Origin of the sequence: Paenibacillus sp. TC-CSREp1, assembly GCF_050171015.1 — a bacterium.
Classification (GTDB): domain Bacteria; phylum Bacillota; class Bacilli; order Paenibacillales; family Paenibacillaceae; genus Paenibacillus; species Paenibacillus silvae.
On sequence record NZ_JBNOKM010000002.1, the window covers coordinates 26,043 to 43,985 of the forward strand.

At 47.6% G+C, this 17,943-nt stretch carries 15 protein-coding genes; 4 read left to right on the forward strand and 11 right to left on the reverse strand.

Annotated elements, in window-relative coordinates; all coding sequences use genetic code 11:
- Positions 1-11 precede the first annotated feature (11 nt).
- Positions 12-1,211 carry a macrolide family glycosyltransferase gene (locus ACQSGY_RS02805; RefSeq protein ID WP_427050577.1) on the reverse strand — a complete coding sequence of 400 codons (1,200 nt, stop codon included), beginning with the start codon at positions 1,209-1,211 and terminating at the stop codon, positions 12-14.
- A gap of 63 nt (positions 1,212-1,274) precedes the next feature.
- A complete protein-coding gene (locus tag ACQSGY_RS02810; RefSeq protein WP_427050578.1) occupies positions 1,275-2,702 on the reverse strand; it encodes an MFS transporter in 1,428 nt (475 codons plus the stop codon).
- A 185-nt stretch (positions 2,703-2,887) separates the two neighbouring features.
- On the opposite strand from ACQSGY_RS02810, the gene ACQSGY_RS02815 reads away from it, so the two are divergent.
- Entirely contained in the window at positions 2,888-4,114 is a 1,227-nt protein-coding gene (locus tag ACQSGY_RS02815; RefSeq protein WP_427050579.1) for an NAD(P)/FAD-dependent oxidoreductase, read from the forward strand.
- 156 nt (positions 4,115-4,270) lie between these two features.
- Here the strand turns inward: ACQSGY_RS02815 and map are convergent, their stop codons facing one another.
- From map to ACQSGY_RS02840, 5 genes are all read right to left on the reverse strand, one after another.
- The gene (gene map / locus ACQSGY_RS02820) at positions 4,271-5,011 is read right to left on the reverse strand and encodes a type I methionyl aminopeptidase (RefSeq protein WP_216514001.1); all 741 of its coding nucleotides are present in this window, start codon (positions 5,009-5,011) and stop codon (positions 4,271-4,273) included.
- A 293-nt stretch (positions 5,012-5,304) separates the two neighbouring features.
- Positions 5,305-7,308, reverse strand: coding sequence for a glycoside hydrolase family 16 protein (locus tag ACQSGY_RS02825; RefSeq protein ID WP_427050848.1), 2,004 nt, complete (start codon positions 7,306-7,308; stop codon positions 5,305-5,307).
- A gap of 273 nt (positions 7,309-7,581) precedes the next feature.
- Complete coding sequence (locus ACQSGY_RS02830; protein WP_427050580.1) at positions 7,582-9,036, reverse strand: glycoside hydrolase family 1 protein; 1,455 nt, start codon at positions 9,034-9,036, stop codon at positions 7,582-7,584.
- Between the two features lie 15 nt (positions 9,037-9,051).
- On the reverse strand, positions 9,052-9,891 hold the full coding sequence (licT, locus tag ACQSGY_RS02835; RefSeq protein WP_289372838.1) for a BglG family transcription antiterminator LicT: 840 nt from the start codon (positions 9,889-9,891) through the stop codon (positions 9,052-9,054).
- A gap of 43 nt (positions 9,892-9,934) precedes the next feature.
- The gene (locus ACQSGY_RS02840) at positions 9,935-11,965 is read right to left on the reverse strand and encodes a beta-glucoside-specific PTS transporter subunit IIABC (protein WP_427050581.1); all 2,031 of its coding nucleotides are present in this window, start codon (positions 11,963-11,965) and stop codon (positions 9,935-9,937) included.
- A 170-nt stretch (positions 11,966-12,135) separates the two neighbouring features.
- On the opposite strand from ACQSGY_RS02840, the gene ACQSGY_RS02845 reads away from it, so the two are divergent.
- From ACQSGY_RS02845 to ACQSGY_RS02855, 3 genes are all read left to right on the forward strand, one after another.
- On the forward strand, positions 12,136-12,321 hold the full coding sequence (locus ACQSGY_RS02845; protein WP_427050582.1) for a hypothetical protein: 186 nt from the start codon (positions 12,136-12,138) through the stop codon (positions 12,319-12,321).
- Between the two features lie 79 nt (positions 12,322-12,400).
- Positions 12,401-12,868, forward strand: coding sequence for a hypothetical protein (locus tag ACQSGY_RS02850; protein ID WP_427050583.1), 468 nt, complete (start codon positions 12,401-12,403; stop codon positions 12,866-12,868).
- Positions 12,869-12,979: 111 nt separating this feature from the next.
- On the forward strand, positions 12,980-13,450 hold the full coding sequence (locus tag ACQSGY_RS02855) for a ferritin-like domain-containing protein (protein WP_427050584.1): 471 nt from the start codon (positions 12,980-12,982) through the stop codon (positions 13,448-13,450).
- Between the two features lie 219 nt (positions 13,451-13,669).
- On the opposite strand, the gene ACQSGY_RS02860 is transcribed toward ACQSGY_RS02855, so the two are convergent.
- From ACQSGY_RS02860 to ACQSGY_RS02875, 4 genes are all read right to left on the reverse strand, one after another.
- Positions 13,670-15,256, reverse strand: coding sequence for an FAD-dependent oxidoreductase (locus ACQSGY_RS02860; RefSeq protein WP_427050585.1), 1,587 nt, complete (start codon positions 15,254-15,256; stop codon positions 13,670-13,672).
- The gene (locus ACQSGY_RS02865) at positions 15,249-16,202 is read right to left on the reverse strand and encodes an ROK family protein (RefSeq protein WP_427050586.1); all 954 of its coding nucleotides are present in this window, start codon (positions 16,200-16,202) and stop codon (positions 15,249-15,251) included. Before ACQSGY_RS02865 ends, ACQSGY_RS02860 begins: the two co-directional genes overlap by 8 nt.
- A 175-nt stretch (positions 16,203-16,377) precedes the next feature.
- A complete protein-coding gene (locus ACQSGY_RS02870; protein WP_427050587.1) occupies positions 16,378-17,211 on the reverse strand; it encodes a MurR/RpiR family transcriptional regulator in 834 nt (277 codons plus the stop codon).
- Positions 17,198-17,890, reverse strand: coding sequence for an N-acetylmannosamine-6-phosphate 2-epimerase (locus ACQSGY_RS02875; protein ID WP_427050588.1), 693 nt, complete (start codon positions 17,888-17,890; stop codon positions 17,198-17,200). Before ACQSGY_RS02875 ends, ACQSGY_RS02870 begins: the two co-directional genes overlap by 14 nt.
- Between the last annotated feature and the right edge of the window lie 53 nt (positions 17,891-17,943).

Sequence of the window (17,943 nt, forward strand, 5' to 3'; positions counted from 1 at the left end):
TACTACGTTGTTTATACTTTAGCAAACTGCTGCATAATGGCTGCGGCAGCATAAGCGCACCCCCCTGCTTGTCTCAGCGATTCACCAATCAGATGAGCTTTCTCTTTGTAGACGGGATTGCCTAGCACCTCCATGACTGCTTCTCGCAAGTCAGCTGCATGCAGGTTATTTTTATCCAATACGGTCCCTGCCCCAAGTTCTTGAACCCGGTTTGCAACAAACGGTTGATCTGAAGTCATCGGAATCATCACAAGCGGTACATCAAAATATAATGCCTCGCTGACACTGTTCATGCCTGCATGAGTAACAAAAACGTTCGTATACTGCAGAAGCTCAAGCTGTGCAACGTATGGTTTTACTATGAAATTATCCGGGATTAATTGGCGAAGTGGCTCTATGTCCGTGTTCTTGCCAGAAGATAGAATAACGTTTATCGGCAGATCTTTTAATGCATCAAAGCACAATTTGTAAAATTCCAGGTTTTTATTCAGAATCGTTCCCATCGAGATATACACGTTCTCACGCGGATGCTCGCGGAGCAAATCCAGAGGAAATACAGGCGCATCCTGACGCGGAATGATGGATGGCCCTGAGAAACAATATCGGTCGTGCAGCTCATCTGCTCGCGGCTGGAAAAAACGGCTGGTGTACACAATGTTCAATGCACCTTGATGTGCCATCATGTCCTCCACAGCAGGTAGACTTACTTGAAGCTCTGATGCAATTTTCCGTGCTGTATTCATGATGGCTTCATACAGTTCTTCCGTATCTATAGGTTTGTCATCCAGGCCTGAAGGCTCCACCAAAGCAAAGGAGGAGATTGTACATACAGCCGGGATGCCCAATTTCTCAGCCAGAATCTGGCCACCCCAGCCCATCAGAGAATCATAGATGAGATAATCAAATGTCTGATTCTCTATAACTCGAAGCACTTCGGGAATCATTTTGGGAATGATACCACATGTGACCATGTGAATGAATTGATAAGGGTGGCTGTATTCCAAGGGCTGCAGAATCGGGTCATGTGAAAATGCATCATGTAAAAAAGGATATGTGATAACCCTAGCCCCAGTCTGCTCGATCCGTGAACGATACTCCTCTACACATACATAAACCACTTCTTCTCCAAGCTTGACCAGCTCCGTAATTAATCCCAGTGATGGATTCACATGACCTTCAGCCGGGGTGATAACAACCAAAACACGCGCCATCCTGCGCACCTCCTGAATGTAATATTTTCTCCGATCCTTACGCTGTCTGACCGGTTGTGAATCTTACATCGGAAGTGTATCTGTTTTCTGCCCAGCGGGCTGATGTTTGTGCCAAGCGAGACTTGAGATTCGTAAAGAAGAAAGGAAACTGCATAAAACCAATACAAGTTGAAGCGTTAATACCATGAAAATGCCTGTCGATATTCCCCATCCCATGTTCTCTGCTAGAGCAATCACTGCCCCGCTGACACCAATGCTTAACGCTACATAGAAGGAATCAACAAACTGCAGATTGGACGACATCTTCCCCTCATGTCCAGACTCGGCATACTGCAGAGCAATGACCGCTGTTGTCGGGTTAGCCAGACCCACTCCAAATCCAATAATAATCTGGGAGAGCAGAATGAGTGTGATTCCGGTATCCGATAAAAACAATGCGAGCATTACAAGAATTACTCCGCTAATCATGATTCCGATGCCCAGCATAACCCTCTGTTTACGCCCCGCACCCTCGTCTTTGGCATCCCATCTGGCTTGCAGCCATGCTGCTCCAGACCAGCTCAAGGAGCCGGCTGCGACTAACAATCCGGCATTGTGTGCAGATAAACCTTTCATCTCCGTCAGTCCCAATATAACGAAGCTCTCTGTTGCAAAATAACAGGCGACATACAATCCTTTGGTTACAAGTGTTGCTGGCAAACCGCATTGCACCCGAAATGTTCCCTGAGGCAGCAGCTTGTACATTAATGGTATCATGATCAGTAAACCCCCAAGGGATAGAACGGCCCCTTGCCATTGAGTCACCATTCCAAGTCCAGTGAGTAACAAGCCGGTTCCAATAGCAAGCAGAATCGCTTGACTAATCCTTGAGTCCCCTCCCTGTACGCTTTCAATGACTTCCTGACTGCGCTGTAAAGCTTGGAAGGAACGGTATGTAAGCAGCAATGCCACAGCAATCAAAGGAATGACAATCCAGAAAACAAGCCGCCAGGAAGCAAAGGAAGCAAGCAGTCCTGCCAAATAAGGTCCTATCAACGACGGCAGCACAAAAGCCATGGAGAACGCCGCCAGAATCTGTGATCGCAGCATATCTGGATAATATAACGTAACACATGTATAGACACATGTAATTAAAGCGCCGGCACCAAAGCCTTGAAAGACTCTTCCCCCAATGAGCATATACATGTTAATGGAAGCAGCAGCAGCAACGGTTCCAAGTACAAAGACGGTAAAAGATATAAGCATGGATGTGTATACGCCTCGTTTATCCACCTGCTGTCCCATCACTAATGTGCCTACAAGCTGAGATAACAAAAATGCACTAAAAATCCAGCCGTATAGATGAATGCCCTGCAGTTCCTGAGCGATCTTCGCGGCAACTGTTGTTATCGCTAGTCCTTCAAATGCTGAAGTCGTTAATACCAGCATAATACCAAGGGTCATGGCTCTGTATTGTTTGTTAAAAATACCAACGCTTTTATGTTCTTTCATTCACACCTCCCATAAAAATTGAAATATTAGTAAAATACACCTGCAGATGTATCTTTAATATAGAGTAACCAGTATACTTTGTAAACTAAAATGTTTAAAAAGTAGCAACGACCCAGAGAACCTCTGCATCGACTTCCAAAAAAGTGCTCATACTACGTACCGAATATATCTAAGGAGAGATCGACATGGATCTGCAGAGTGGCAAACTATACTGGCCAACCACGGTAACCAATCCACCTTCCTACCCCCGGCTCGATGAGGATGTTACCTGTGATGTTCTCATTATCGGTGCAGGCAGTTCAGGGGCGCAGTGTGCTCATTTTTTATGTAATCAGGGATTATCCGTCGTTGTTGTGGACAAGCGCAAGGTTGGCGAAGGCAGCACAAGCACCAATACTGCATTGATTCAATATGCCGGGGAGAAAAGCTTTGTTTCATTAAGCCACACCTTTGGTGAAGCCTCGGCTGCACGTCATCTGAAGTTGTGTGAACAGTCGATCAATCATATTGAGCAAATAAGCACTCAGCTTCCGATCAATCCCGATTTTATAAGGCGTGATAGCCTGTATTACGCGAGTTACCAGGAAGATATTCCGGCATTGCAGGAAGAATATGCGCTCCTGAAGAAGCATGGATTCAACGTGGATTTTTGGGATGAACAGCGTATAACGAGTGTGTATCCTTTCTCCAAATCGGCTGCCTTGTATTATTACAATGATGCGGAGATGAATCCGTTAAAGTTTGTATACGGACTTTTGGAGAAGGCGAGGTCGGAAGGTGTTCAAATCTACGAGGAAACCGAAATTGCGGGTAAACGTTTTGAACAGGATGCCGCCGTTTTCTTCACCAAGGAGCGCCGCGAAATTCGCGCCAAACATGTGATTATCGCTGCCGGGTATGAGGATAAAGATTTTAAAGTAGAGAAAAATGCTACGCTCTCCAGCTCGTATGCGGTGATTACCAAGCCGGTAGAACAGTTGGAAAACTGGTACAAACGAACGCTAATCTGGGAAACGGCACGTCCATATGTATATATGCGCACGACCCCGGATAACCGTATAATTATCGGTGGTATGGATAAAGATACGGCATACGCCGACACAAGAGACTCCAAAATCCTGGCCAGCAAAGATAAACTGATCAGCGAGTTCACAAAGCTTTTCCCGAATATCCCTGTGGAAGCAGATTATTATTTAGGAGCTTTTTACGGAGGAACCCATGATGGCCTGCCTGTGATCGGTCAGTACGAAACATATCCGCATTGTTATGTCATCATGGCTTACGGAGACAATGGGACTGTATATAACGGAGTTCTGGCAAAGATCGTTACAGATCATATTGTGCATGGCTCCAGCCCGGATATGGAGCTTTATTTGCAGAACAGACCCCTTCTTGAAAAAGTGAAAGTTTAGCTCGGTTCGTTTAGGATTAAGGATTCCGTTCTTTTGTATACTCGCCCACATGCACAAAAACCGACTCCTTAGGTGGAATCGGTTTTTTGCGTGTGTTTGCATAACATAGCTGACCTTACAAGAGCACGTATCGGCCTTGAAAGAACAGAATCGCTCTTACTGAGTGATGATGATAGGGCCTTTTTTAGAGAGAATAATCGTATGTTCAATCTGTGCCACATAGCTGTTTTTCGTAGCAAAAGTCCATCCATCGCCTTTTTGATATACCTCTTCTTCGGACGTTGAGATGAAGGGTTCAAAGGCAATAACCATACCTTCCTTCAACAGCTCATCATCTGACGTATCATTATAATTATAGATATGGTCTGGTGCTTCGTGAATTGCGCGTCCAACCCCATGTCCAGTCAGATTACGAATAACGGTTAAGCCATGCTGACGTGCAGTCAGGAAAACAGCTTTGCCAATACCGCTTTTTTTGGAGCCAGGGTTTGCTTTTTTCAGACCTGCTTCAAACGCTAGTTTGACTACCTCACATATTTTTGTTAATACTTCTTCTCCCTGACCTACAACAAACGAAATGCCTGTATCTGCAAAATATTCGTTTTTGGAGCCGGAAACATCAATATTGACGATATCGCCTTCCTGAATGACCCGATTGCCCGGAATCCCGTGAGCGACTTCTTCATTGACACTAATACACGTAAAACCAGGAAAGTTATATTCACTTTTGGGAGCAGAGATGGCTCCTTCCTTCTCGAACATCTCCCCCGCCAGATCATCCAGTTCTTTTGTTGTTACACCCGGAACCGTGCGCTCCACCAACGTATCTCGAATGGAAGCTACAATTCTGCCAATTTCCTTCAACCCATTAAAATCTTCTTCTGTTTTTGCAATCATAACCGGTACCTCACTATTCTCATCTTTATCAACGTCGTTCACTTTGATTGCATCATAAATCAGCGCTGTTTGCAACATTTTTAGGATTTGATGTACTGGCGTAAAGGGAAAACTCAACTATTCGACATCTCAAACAAGTTGAAAAACGTTACCAGTACTTCTTTATGATACGGCTGCTGACCTTTTTGCGTGCAGAAAAAGAGGTGAACCGAAGTTCACCCAAAAGTTAATGATCATGCTGCATGATGAATTTAGCTCTCGCTAAATTAAATCAATGAACTACATTAAAACCATTATTGCTGTTTATATACCCGAACATAATCCACCTGCATGGTTGCAGGAATATCCGAAGCATCCGGAATGCGACCACCATCGAAATTACCGCCGATCGCCAAGTTCATGATTAAATAGAACGGTTCATCAAATGGAGCATTAGGGTTGTTCGGTGCAGCTGCGGACGACCACTGCTGATTGGTAACTTTATAGAAGAATTTACCGTCCACGTACCATTTGATGTTGTCCGGTTCCCAAACTACAGAATATACATGATAATCGTTAGCAATCGTTTGTCCTGCGGGGAAGTGATACTCTCCACCTGCATACTGATTGGCAGGCCATTGTCCGCCAAAATGAATCGTTCCACTGGTTGTTCCAGGCAGACGACCTCTTGCCTCCATCACGTCAATTTCACCTGATGCAGCCCATGTGCCATATACCGAATCTTGCGGCAGCATCCAGAGTGCAGGCCAGACGCCATCCCCTGTAGGCAGCTTGGCACGGAAATCGACACGCCCGTACTTCAGGGATAACTTGTCTTTGGTATTCACCTTACCGGAGGCATATTTGGCAAAACGATTCGGGTCTTGAGGGAATGATTGGTTACTATGTGTTGCACGGATATTTAATTTTCCATCCTGAACAAAAATATTTTCCGGACTGGTAGTGTAGTGCTGCAGCTCCGCATTGCCCCAACCCCAGGTTCCCGGATCATCATTGAGATAATACCCTGTTTCTATATTCCATTTGCTTGTATCCAGCGCAGAACCACTGAACTCATCCTGCCAAATCAGATTCATTCCTTCAATCGCCGGATTGCTCGGTGTACCGATGGAGATGTCTTCTTGGTCCGAACCATCGGGACGTGGGGCATTCGGGTTGCCAATGAGTGTATAGTTCACATAGTTGCTGCCCACGTTTCCACCGGGTTGTCCGTTAAGCGGATAGCCGATTCGAATTTGTATATTTTCCTGAATAGGTCGGAACCATAGACCATAGATATGATCGGCCCAGTATCCCCACTGATTGGCATCGGAAATCGGATTGTAGCCATTGCCGGAATACGTAAATTTACTTTGACCACTATTACTTAAGTCTACCCATTGACCATTGATATTGATTTGGTATACAAAATTTTGTAATTCCTTCGCAATAGGTGCGCTCCCGTCAATCTTGGGCAGCGGGATACCTATGGAACCGCTTTCATCTGCTGTGAAAGTTGTCCCTTCATAGGCAGTAACTACGAATGAATTACGCACAGGTTCATTGAATGTAATGGTGTAAATAATATTCGCAGCCGATGTTTTGGACTGCAGCTTGACGTGAATAGACTCGGTTACGTTAAACCAATATCCTCCTCCACCCTCCGTGAATTGGCCGAAGTTCTGATCGTAAATCCAGCCGCTGGCTGCGTTATTGTCAATATCAATCCACGTGCTGCTCTGCACAGGTTTCACATACACCTTGAGATCCTGAGCGACGGCTTCATAGGTGACTGATGGATTATTGTTAAAGGTGGGATACGTAAAGCCGGCGCCTCCGGTGCTGCTGGCAATGATGTCAGGCCCCTGTGTAGGGCTCATTGCTGTGATCGTTGTTTCGTTAATGTTTTGAAAGACCAGTCGATAATCAAGCTTTATTCCGTTCGCTTTGGAATACAATTGAACATCGGTTGTTGTGGAGAGAGTGAACCAATATCCATGAAAGCCGGCGTCAGTCCAGTGCCCCCAGTTTTGGTTGTACGTAAAGCCTTCCGCCTGATCAATATCCACCCACTCGCTTCCTACCTTGACATTAACACCTAAATCCCCGCTCACTTCGCTCCATGAAGCAGAACCCCCATTAAACTTAGGCATCACGAACCCGAAACTGGCCTTGCCAACCCCGGATTTGGATATGACAGGTCCGTCAGCAGATGAAAAGTACTCCATGGTCGTAATCGTCTTCCCGGCAGCCCGAGCCGTTGAGCCGGGCCCAAGTAAAACACTGGCCAGCATGATGAATACGAGCATCACACCCATCCTTCTGTACACCAATTGCCTCTCTCTGCAAGCAGCCGATTTCATTCATTCTCCTCCTTCAAATCATTTTTCCAATCCGTTATCAATAAGGAAAAAGATTACAGATTGAATAACTCTATTCTACCGAAAAGAAGAATGTGCTGAAAGATATATTTATAATTTGTTTTAGCCTGCCAATTCATTCTATGAATAAAAAGAGATGATTCCTTTACAACACAGAAATCATCTCTTACTTTAACTTTTTAGCATGTGTTTATAATCCATTACATGTGTTTATAGTCCATTATTAGAAATCAGATTTTGGTACCAGAAGAAGCTTTCCTTCCGTCTTCGCTCCAGTGTGCCGTTTCCGTCATTATCCTGGTCGACGTGGATCAGACCGTAGCGTTTTTCCATTTCAGAAGAGGAATAGCTGATCAGGTCGATGATTCCCCAGACGGTATACCCCATAATTTCAACACCGTCCAGCAATGCCTCATGAATTTGTTCGATATGAGAACGCAGGTATTCAATGCGGTAAGGATCGCTAATTGTACCGTCCTCTTCAACGGTATCGTAAGCACCCAGTCCATTTTCCACGATAAACAAAGGTACCTGATAACGGCTGTACAGATTATTAAGCGCAAGTCTCAGTCCAATCGGATCGATCTGCCATCCCCAATCACTGACAGGAAGGTAAGGATTCTTCACGCCGCCCATCGTATTGCCGCTAACCGTTTCCAGTCCCTCGCTATCTGCACTCGCCACAAATGAGTTGTAGTAACTGAATGATATGAAGTCAGCCGTATACTCTTTTAGCAAATCACTGTCGCCTTCAGCTTTTTCAATAATGATCCCCTGCTCTCTAAAATACCTCTCGATGTAACCTGGGTAAGCGCCACGCACCTGCACATCGGTAAAGAACAGATTAAATTGATTATTTTTATGCGCAGCCAGTACATCCAGCGGATTACATGTGTGAGGATAGTGCAGCAGGCTTGTCAGCATACAACCGATTCGGGCATCTGGAATAATCTCATGGCATAGCTTTACCGCATATGCACTCGCGATGAATTGATGATGCAGCGCTTGGTATACCGCCTGTTCAACCTTCTCGAAACGATCCGGAACAATGCCACCGTTGGTGAACGGATGACGAACAATACCATCAATTTCATTAAAAGTGATCCAATATTTTACTTTATCTTTATAACGGTTGAATACTGTTGTACTGAAGCGTACAAAAAAATCAACCACTTCTCTGGAGGTCCATCCTCCATAATGATCAACCAAATACATCGGCATCTCATAGTGAGACAAGGTAACCAGAGGTTCAATGCCATTTTTAATCATCTCATCAAAAAGACGATCATAGAAAAGAAGTCCTTCTTCATTGGGTTGAGTTTCATTGCCATTCGGGAAAATCCGGGTCCATGCAATGGAAGTTCGCAGCGTTTTGATGCCCATTTCGCCCATTAATGCAAGATCCTCTGGATACCGATGATAGAAGTCGATGCCTCTTCGTTTCGGATAACTCACGGTAGATTGATCCTCAAGCGCTGCCGCAAGCTGCTCTGAACTTACAGCGTTTTGTTTTTTATAATCACTTTTACTTATATTTTTCTTATTGATAGCCGTATCGGCGGTGGAAATTCCTTTTCCTGCTACGTTCCAGGCACCTTCAGCCTGATTCGCCGCTATAGCTCCGCCCCATAGAAATCCTTCGGGAAATGTTCGTGTAGTCGTCATATCATGATCCTCCTGTTAATGCGCTCTGTCCATCACACGGCTGATGTGAATGATGAGATACAATCTCTCCTCGTTGGACATAAATCGTTCAAATTTCGCGCCAATATAATTGTTGATCTTGGAAACACAATTGCTTTCCTCTGGATATTTACTCGAAATTCGTTCGAGCAATTCATCATCCTTGGATTCAAGCATTGTATTCTCTAATAATCGCTGTACAAAAAACTGCAAATGAGTCAAGAAGCGTGAATAATTAATGCTCGATGTGTCCAGCTCAATTCCGTAATGAATGCGAATAATGTTAAGAATATCTTTAACGGTATTCGTCATCATCATGACCTGACTCATGTTCTGTTCCGTTTGCTGAGCGTTGACCAGATGGAAGGCGATGTTAGCTGCCTCCTCTTCCGGCAGATCCAGTCCAAGCTTATCTTTAATAAAATTCAATGCCTGCTTCCCAATGAGAAATTCTTGCGGGTAAAATTTCTGCACTTCCCATAACATACGATTTTGTATCGTAATATTCGATTTGAATCGTTTGGCAGCCATATGGAGGTGGTCTGTTAACGAAAAATAGAGATTTTCACTGAGATCACGCGATAATACTTGTTTCGCATAGGATATGATTTCGTCTGCCAAAATTAAATACTCTTCCGGCGTCTCTTTCATCAGAGTCGTCATATCCGAGGACATTCCTTCATTCTCAACGACATATACTTTTTCAATTTCATTTTCGTTAATGATGTCCCCGGGTCTGCTTCTGAATCCGATTCCCTTGCCCATGGCAATAACCTCTTTGTTGTCATTACGCTTGGCCAAAACAATACTTGTATTGAGAACCTTAACTACTCTCATATCCATGCTCCTCTATGTTCAGGGTGAGCTTCACCCCATAATATTACAAAATGGTTATAAGTGGCGTCTCGGGTCCTATTTTCTCGGACTGCTCATATCCTAGGATTTCAAGATAATCACCACTGTTGGTTACAATTACGGGTGTTGTTGTGTCAAAGCCTGCTTTTTCAATGGCATCCATATCGAATTCAATCAAAATTTGACCGTGCTTCACGACATCTCCTTCTTGAACAACAACATTGAAATGCTGTCCTTTTAATTTGACGGTATCAATGCCGACGTGAATCAGAAGTTCAATGCCTTCTACTGATTTTAAACCGATGGAGTGTTTGGTACGGAACACAGTTTGAACAGTTCCATCAAATGGCGCCACGACTTGACCTTTACAAGGTTTGATCGCCATTCCTTTACCCATTGCCTCTTGGGAGAACGCTTCGTCGTTTACCGCCTTTAACGGAATTGCCTCTCCTTCAATTGGTGAGAAAACAACCAAACGAGATTGCAAATTCTCTTTCTTCGGAGCTGCTGGAGTTGCTTCTGTTGTTTCTACTGTGGCTGTTTTGCCTGATGATTGTTTAACATCGCCCTCACCTGCAGGATCATTAAAGCCGATGAAATAAACGGCAATTGGCGTAATAATGATCGAAATAGCTGCTGTAATCAGCGCGTAGGTAAAGTTATTTTCAGCCCCGATAAACATTGGCAAAGAAGCTAAACCCGGCCCTACTGCTGCATAAGCTTTCAAGTTGACGATACCGGCAAAAAGTCCGGCTGACCCTGCACCAATCATACAAGCGACCAAAGTCCGTTTCAGACGTAAATGTACCCCGTACAATGCCGGTTCGGTAATGCCGAACAATCCGGATATACCTGCTGGCAATGCAACCTGTTTCAATTTCTTGTCTTTTGCCAGGAACCAGACCGCAAGCGCTCCAGCGCCTTGTGCCATGTTAGAAGAAAGCATCGCACTGTGGATCAATGTTTCATAGCCTGGTGAAACCATGGCTGCGAAAATAACGGGATAAAACACTTTGTGCATTCCGAACATGACGATAAACGGAAGGAATACAGCCAAAATGACAACGGTTAACCAGCCAATTTTACCTTGAATCCAGAATAAACCGTCAGACAATCCCACACCCAAATAGTTACCGATTGGTCCCAGAACCGTGAGAGCCAGTGGTGCCATCACAAGAATAACAATCAACGGTTTCAGGAAGATTTTTACTGGACCAGGGGATACCTTATCCGCGAATTTCTCAACATATGACATGAGCCATACCGTCAGAATGATGGGTAAAACGCTGGACGCATAACTGATGTTAGGAACAGGAATACCCGCAATATGTACAGGTACTTCTCCTCCAAGCAGCGCGATCATTTTGGGGTGTAATAATCCCCCTGCCAGTGTGGCTGCAATATAGGGATTGGAGTTAAACTTCTTTGCACTTGAGTATGCCAGCAGAACAGGCAGGAAATAAAAAGCCGAGTCAGCGATATTAAACAGTAACACATAGAGCTGATTTTCTTTTGATAGTATACCAAGCGATGTACACAACAAAAGCAAAGCTTTAAACATCCCTGCTGCTGCGATTGCTGGAATGATCGGCTGGAAAATGCCCGTAATCAATCCGGCAAAACTCTCAAACAAACCTTTGAAGCTCAAATCTCTTTTCTTGTTTGGCTGTGAGTCTGCCTCTGTATTTATAGTGACCATTTGTTTAAGTTCATTATATACATAGCTTACATCATTACCAATGATAACCTGATATTGTCCCCCACTGTATACGGCTCCCATAACGCCATCCATGGCTTTAATTTCTTCGGTTTTTGCTTTGGCTGGATCCTTTAGATTCATTCTTAGTCGGGTGGAACAGTGAAGAAAATCATTAATATTCTCTTGTCCGCCTACTTTGTCAAGGATCGCCTTGGCGGTTTCTTTGTAATTCATAAAAAACACCTCGCCCCTAAAATTGTGCATAAAAAAAGGCTTAAACAGGGCGGGTATATTAAATATACAAACCACCCAATTTAAGCCTTGCCTGCCGAACAGTAACACGCCAAATTGAATCATATATGATGTTGTTTAAAGCAAATATAAACGTTTACATGGCTACTCTAGCATGTATTTCGACAAAAAGCAACACTTTCGGATCATATTTTTCACCTTCACCTTTGCATTATCTAACTGCCGGATGGGCATCTTAACCAGATGATATGTGTAAGAGAAGGAGTGAATATACCATGCAGCACATGAATGATTGGATAAAACACATTGCGCACAACTATATTTTGATAATTATCGCTGCAGTGCTCTTTTTTGCAATCAAAGCAGTAATCGGCTGGTTTACGTACAAGCATTATAATCAAAAATTAGATACATTAGCGAACAAAATAGATCGTCTGCTTGAACAACATAAAACAGATTAACCGTCGGTTTTTAACAATCATTTGTGAAGGATACTACAACTCGGATTCGTTGGCTCGTTTACGTTTGGAGGAAAATAAAATGATAGGTAACACGATTATAGGTATGCTCATTCCCTTGTTATTGGGAGCGTGGATTTTACGGCGGCATTACAGATTTCTCGTGCTTTATTACCCGCTAGGGGTAGCAGTATCTGCTTGTATTAACAGCATCGGATTTAATTTTTTTTGGAATATCCTGCCGAATACACGCAATCAGTCCTTTGCAGCCCTTCCGATGGATCTCGGCATATACCCGATTACAGGCTGCATTATGATGTATATGATTCAGGTCAGACGGACCCGGCCTTGGCCCGCCATTTTCGTTTCATCCCTCTTGTTAACGTTGATCGAATGGACGGCCAAGCTGTTGGGACATGTCGTTTATTTTAATGGCTGGAATATTTTCTGGACCTTCTGGTCTTACTTCCTGCCCTTTGTGATCGCTTATGGATACAGTAAAGTATTGAAAATGACCTTTCCAGAGCGTTCAGGTGAGGGCTCAATCTAAAAATGAAGTACGCGTAAAATTCGAACTGCCGTGAGCAAAATATTGCAAATCGGATTAACGCGTCTAGGCATGTGTGCATATCCTAACCCATAATGGTTATGGAGGGATAGTATGTACACAGCGTATCCTTATTTTTACAGAAACACATTCACTCCCGTATGGGCAACTTCGACATCAGAAGCACTGGGGTTAATCCAATCGGCTGTCCAGGGAGAACGCAACGACGAGATGTTCTATGACGCTCTCATTCGGATGGCCCCTGACTCTCACCAAGTGGCTATCATTACAAGCATTCGCGATGATGAACGCGGACATAACATGATGTTCAGACAAATGTATAAGGACCTCACAGGTCAGGAGATCACTGGGGTGAGCAGTGAAGCTCCGGAAACGGTCTCATCCTATCTTGGCGGATTGCAGAAGGCATTCCAGGGCGAGCTTGCCGCGGTCGAGAAATACAGAAAAATATGGTTTGGTCTGCCCTATGGCATTTACAAGGACACCGTATGGGGCATTATTCTTGATGAACAGAAACATGCGGACAAATACAATAATCTCATTATTTACAATATGCCTAAGTAATTTCGCAGACCGGGACTCGTCAAAAAAGGGGCTGTTTCAAAAGGCCCTTAAAACACACATTGGTGAAGAAAACTAACAACGATACGTCTAATCGGGGCAAAGCAGAGGTTTATCTTGCTTTGTCCCGTTTGCGTTTTTCCACCACTGATGCTTTTTTGAGCAGATTCAACAGCTCAAGGACATGGCTGAGCTGGCTGGATTATCGGGGAAGGAGTCCACTCAGGCCTCCAGTTCCTCCTTGGTCCAGTGCAGCTGAACGCCGAGGGCAATCAGCTGCTGCTGATAGGCCGCAAGATGCGTGGCTAACTCCCTGACCTTAGCTGGCTCTACCTGCTGCTTGATGGAATAGGCCGCGAGCGTTCCCGCTGCTTCGCCTATATTCCATTCAGTTGGATGCAGGCGGTAGCAGCCGTTCGCGATCTGGGTCATGGATATGTTCTTGCAGGCTGGAAGAAGGTTCTTGACCCGCACCGGAATCAAAGCGCCCAGTGGAATCTCGTAAGGATAATTCGGAATATAGAAAGTCCGCTGGCTTACCGTGGTAGGATGAAGATCTAGATGATAGCTGCCTACGCCCACGCTGTCCTCATAACGCTTCGGTCCCTCTAGCCCGCGCAGCTCCTTGCTCACATCCTGCTCGGCTATCGTGTACAGGCCGCAGATGCGCCGGGATTCCCGGATGTAAGGTGCCTTGGCCAATCCATCCTCTGTGCCGAGCACATCTCCGCGCAGCCGCACGCCCGGATAGCCCTTCCCGCCGTCCAGGCGGGGCGCTTCGGTCTGAAGCCAGTACACGAGTGAGAGGGTGAGCTGCCGTGCTCCCTCCAGGTGCCGGTCCCGTTCTTCCGGCGATACGCCGATGATGGGCCCGGCATAATAATCGTTCAGAGCCCAGTTTAGCAGCGTGACTTCGCCGTCATTCAGCGGCTCTGTCCAGATGGCCGGGTCCACGATCCGCCGGTAATCCCACAAGGAGACAATTCCTTGATCATTCGGGAACATCGTGAACTGCTTTAGCTTACTCGTATCATCGGCATCCGAAGCGAACCAGCTCAAGATCGGATACTGCGAGAACGATGGGACATATTCATGCCAGTAATCATAATCTCTTGGGCACGGAATCGTGTAGTCCCTGCCTTCCACATAGTCCACGGCCGCCACATGAGTGATGGACTGCATATCGAGCGGATCCGCTGCTTCCAATGCATGAGGCTCCCCTGTCTCGCTACGGGCTTCTGCGCCGCTGACATGCTCTACTCCAGCAAGCGGCAGCAGATCGCCGCATTCTGTGGCATCCAGATAGTAGTCCCCGCGCAACCGGATCAGGTTACGGCCCTCCCCCTTCCGGACAGTGACTCCAGTAACATGATCCCCTTCAGTATCAGCCTCCACTGGCACCGTATGATAGAGCACCTCGATCCGCCCGGTGTTCACATACGGAGCCAGCATCTCTTGGAGAACAGCCAGCGCCACCTTCGGTTCGTGTGCTAACCGGCTGACCCAGCCGTTCCCGGGATTCAGCACGGGATTACTCCGGGCTTCATCCGTGAGCGGATAATTTCGCCTGTAATAGTCCCTGACCCTGCTGCGAAACTCCTGGTATGAGGCCGTGCTGCCAGATTGCTCAATCCAGCGGTGCTCATCCGGTGGTACAGCCTGCGAGGTTAATTGCCCGCCCAGCCAGTCTGTCTCCTCAGTAACAATCACGCGCAACCCTGCCTTGGCAGCTGCCAGCGCAGCCGCCGTTCCGCCGAGGCTCCCGCCGATAATTACAACATCCGCACGCTTCTCCTCTCCACTAGCCATGCTCCCTCTCCTCCTTGTTCCCGCAGGTATCCCCGCCTCTGTCTATCTCAATTTGGTGCAGCCGCTCCAGAGCCAGCCGGGCCGCGCCGAAGCAGCCGGCACGGTTGCCCAGTTTCGCCGGCACAATCCGGCCGACCAGTTTTTCGCCTGCCTTAGCGACCAGCAGCGGCCACCAGACGGCACGGCTCTGGATAACGCCTCCGCCAATAATAATCAACTCGGGGTCTATCGCCGCCCCGATATTAGCTGTCACCTGCGCCAGATACGCAGTAAAACGCTCCAGCACAGCCAGCGCAGCCGCGTCGCCCTGCTCAGCCGCTGCCATAACCTCACGGCCGTGCGTATATTCCCGTCCGGTCTCCTCCCTTGCCAGCCGCAGCAGCGCCCGACCGGACACATATTGCTCCACGCAGCCCCTCTTTCCGCAATTACAGGGGCGACCATCCTGCACCAGCAGGCTGTGGCCCCAGTCGCCCCCGCTCCATGTGGCCCCGCGCGGCAGCTGCCCGGCCACCATATTAGCCCCGCCTACACCGGTGCCCAAGGTCAGCATGACCAGGTTCGTTCGGCTGCGCCCGGCGCCCAGCCAGGCCTCGCCCAGCAGCGCGGCATTGGCATCATTATCGGCCGTCGCAGGCCGGCCAAAGGCAGCCTCCGCCCACTGCGTAAGCTGCACTCCTTGCCAGCCGGGCAAATTATCGGTGGCGTATACCACCTCGCCGGAGTCTGCGTTGATCCGGCCCGCCGAGGCAATCCCGACTGCCTTCACCGCGGGATGCCCAAGGAGCAGTTCCTCAACGAGGCTGTGAAGCTGGTTGAGGATCGAATCCCGGCCCAGCCGGGCCTCCGTATCGCGCACGGCTTCCGCTAGAACGGCTCCCTCTTCATCGGTAACAAGCCCCTTAATGCCTGTCCCCCCGATATCTACACCTATGACTTGCCGCATTCGCACCGCCTCCACTACTACGTCTGTATCAAGCGGAAACGGCTTTGCCATCCTTTTGGGAAGGCACCGTTTCAGTTCTTAAGTGTCACCTCATATTTCTCATTTGCCTGCTTTCTGGCGGCATACAGCCGGTATATTGGTGCATCATTTATTATCGTTTCATTTCTCCCACAATTTAATATATCCGGTCAATAACTGCCCGGGCAGTCAGCTCCTTCATCCGCTTGGTCTCTTCTCCATGCAGGCGCTCCAGTCCCTGGCAGAGCAGGTCAATAATGAACAGTTGTGAGATCTTAGCCCCGACAGAGCCGCCCTCCAGCGGCGACTCCTTCCCGGCGGTCAGCAGTACAATATCGGCAATGGAAGCAATCGGGGACTTCGCATAATTGGTCATGGCAATGATCTTGGCCCCGTTCTGCTTCGCCTTCATCAACATGTCATTCGTATCCAGCGTGCTGCCGGAGACACTGATCCCTACAGCAACGTCTCCCTCCCCCATCGTGACTGCCATCATCGACTGGATGTGGCTGTCGGAATTTGCTTCAACCCGCCGCCCGATACGCAGAAAGCGGTTCTTGGCTTCCAGTGCTGTGATTCCTGACGAACCTACGCCGAAGAACTGGACAAACCGCGCTTGGTCCAGATCATCTACGGCCTGCTGCAGCTGCTCCCGGTCAATCATTCCCAGACTGGATTGCAGCACACCAACCATCGAGGCATACAGATGGTCGGCATAGTCACCTTCGCCTGCCCCCTGGTCTCCAAAATGCTGGGCCTGACGCTTCGGCAGTCCCTGGGCCAGCATCAGCTTGAAATCCTGGTATCCCTTGAAGCCGATCTTGCGGCAGAAGCGCATCACTGTAGTCTCGCCCGTTCCGGCGAAGTCAGCCAACTCGGTGACTGACAGATAGATCAGATTGTCCGGGTGCTCCAGCACACAACGGGCAACCTTCTGTTCTGATTTGGTCATGGAAGGATAATACGTATTAATTCGGTCATTCATTTCCATTGCGGTTCATCCTCACTTTTCTCGCCGCTGCTGCGAACGGCTGGGTAATCAGTTGCGGCCGGGTAATGGCCGAGCCTACCACCACTGCATAGGCTCCCAAGTCCAGCGCAGCTTCCACCTGAGCGGGCTGGCTGATCCGGCCTTCGGCAATGACCGGAATCTTTAGCCGCCGGGCAGCCTGTTCCAGCAGCTCTAGATTTGGTTCCTCCTGCTGCCGCGAATAGGGCGTATACCCCGACAGGGTGGTCGAGACACAGCTGACCCCCAACGATTCGGCATAGACCGCTTCCTCCAGCGTAGAGATATCCGCCATGGAATCGGCCGGGCTTGTGCCCAGCAGGTCTATGATCTGCTCCAATGTACACCCCCCCGGACGCCTCTGCAGGGTTCCGTCAAAAGCTATAATATCTGCTCCGGCCTCCAGCAGCTCCTCTATCTCCCGCAGTGTAGGTGTAATGTAGACGGCGGAACCAGGGTAATCGCGCTTCACGATGCCGATCACCGGCAGCGAAACCGCCTGCTTGATCGCCCTTACATCTGCCGCCCCGTTCGCCCGAATGGCGATAGCTCCTCCCTCCGCAGCGGCTACGGCCATCCGGGCCATGATCTCCGGCCCGTGCAGCGGCTCATCCGGCAGCGCCTGGCAGGAGACAATTAATCCGAGGTGCAGGCTTTCCATTATACTTTTGCTCAGGATCCCCACCCTCTCTTCTATATTATAATAAGCCTGCC